2 protein-coding genes are annotated in these 2,028 nt (G+C 36.8%); both read right to left on the reverse strand.

The genetic code is table 11. The annotated features are described in order from the left end of the window. Positions 1–277: 277 nt before the first annotated feature. Positions 278–1,078 (reverse strand): class I SAM-dependent methyltransferase, encoded by an 801-nt coding sequence (locus F6K13_RS30490; RefSeq protein ID WP_287289479.1) that lies wholly within the window; start codon positions 1,076–1,078, stop codon positions 278–280. Positions 1,079–1,744: 666 nt separating this feature from the next. Continuing rightward, the coding region (locus F6K13_RS30495) for a glycogen/starch/alpha-glucan phosphorylase (RefSeq protein WP_287289481.1) at positions 1,745–2,028 on the reverse strand (284 nt) is incomplete at its 5' end.

Raw genomic sequence — 2,028 nt, forward strand, 5'->3', positions numbered from 1 at the left:
GATAAAGGTTTTAGCGTTTTAGCGTTGAAAAAAGTACCAACTTTTTGGTGGAAAAAGCTCATGCATGCTGGTATTTTAGGATGATTATGGCAGAAAAATTGAGAGACAATTCTTGCTCCTACCTCCTCTACATTCCCATTTCTCCAGTATAGCTGTCTCCAGTATAGCTGTCTCCTACAAAGAGCAAAAAGACTTTATTCAGCAGACCCTAACTAAACCCTTTCTTCCTTCTTCCTTCTTCCTTCTTCCTTCTTCCTTCTTCCTTCTTCCTTCTGCACTATTTAGTTGCAACTACTGCTAAATTCCAAGCAAATCTTTTCATCAAAGGCAATTTTTTTAATACCCCATCTAATCTTTCTAATTTCCGATACATTGGTTCTAATCTTTGATGTTCGATAATAATTTTTTTCCAATAACGTTCTTTATTAGGGTCAATTTTTTCAATTAAATAAAACCTTAAAAAAATCCACAAAGTTGCCAACCAAAAAGTATCGTAAGCTGTTTCTGAATAGAGAGATTTAATAAAATTAACAAGATTAATATCCAGAGGCATTTCATCCTCAGTTCTAACCTTTGTAGCAATACGTCGATAAACATTAATCACAGGATTATGTTTCAACGGGTCCCAAAAACAAGCTTTACCACCAGGTTTAAGAACGCGGTGCATTTCTCTAATTGCTAACTTTGGATTTGGTAAGTGGTGAAGTAAATTAGAAGCATAAACAAAATCAAAAGTATTATCGGCAAATTCTAAAGCCATTGCATCCATAACTTTCCCCTCAATTTGTACCCCATTTGTTTCAGCCAACTTAACAGCAACATCCACCATTCCAGGAGAATAATCTGTTGCTACACACCGCGCTCCTTTTTTAGCAAAATAAACACTATTTTCCCCTGCACCACAACCTAAATCTAACAAATATTTATCTGTTAAATCTCCCATTTGTTGGAGAATAAATCTATTTTCTGGAGCAGTACAACTTTCAAAATAATCAACTACTCGAATACCTTCTATATCAATAGTTGATGCCCAGATATCGTGGAATTGTCTTTCTTTAGCTAATATTTTGTCTTGCATTTTTTTCAGGAATTCAGAATAATATATGGTATAAAAATAGAGAATATTTTAGCATAATAAATGCTTTATAGTTTTGCTGGTTGGGTTAAGGAAAGTTAACGCAGGTTATCAAAATAACATTGGTCTAAAACCCCGCTTTTTAAGAGGTTGTCTGAAAAGTCTCATTTGCTATAGCGCTGTGCGCAGGCAACAGGCAACAGGCAACAGGCAACAGGGGGAATAAAAGGCCGATAATATAAGACTTTTAGCTATTGGACATCTCCTGTAATTTGTAAATATGCCAGCGCACATTGCTATACATCACGCGCCCCCCAAATCCCCCAAAATTGGGGGACTTTTACCAGCTAATGGATTCTTGTTCCCCCCAGAATTGGGGGGCTAGGGGGGCAAAATTCAGTATATTTTTGGAGAGTTGCTCAAATCCCCGTTACAAAAATAACTTCTGACCTATGACTTCGTTAACTGTAGGATAAACCCAACAGACACTTAATTAGGACTTACGCAGATACGCTATATATAGTACTCATAACTATTGGACAATAGTTACTGGACTCTATACACAGTGTCTTTGCGTAAGTCCTGTTAATTTTTGTTGGGTTGCGCTACCGCTTAACCCAACCTACAGTATTGAGCTGATTGCTGAATGCTAACCGCTGAAGTGCTTCTTTAAGAATCTACCTTCAAACCAGCATTATCTTGAGTATAAGTTTCTTGGTCAATCTTGACTGGTTGTGCTCCCCAAATCTCCTTTGCATACTCCATAATTGTTCGGTCAGAAGAGAATTTACCCATGCGAACAGAATTATAGATAGACATCTTCGTCCATTTCTCCTGGTCTTGGAAAGCTTTACCAACCCGCTCCTGACATTCAATATAGCTTTGATAATCAGCTAGTAGCATATATTGGTCATTGTACAGTAAAGAATCAATCAAAGGCTTAAATAAATTAG

The organism is Okeania sp. SIO2B9 (genome assembly GCF_010672505.1).
In the GTDB taxonomy this organism is placed as follows: domain Bacteria; phylum Cyanobacteriota; class Cyanobacteriia; order Cyanobacteriales; family Microcoleaceae; genus Okeania; species Okeania hirsuta.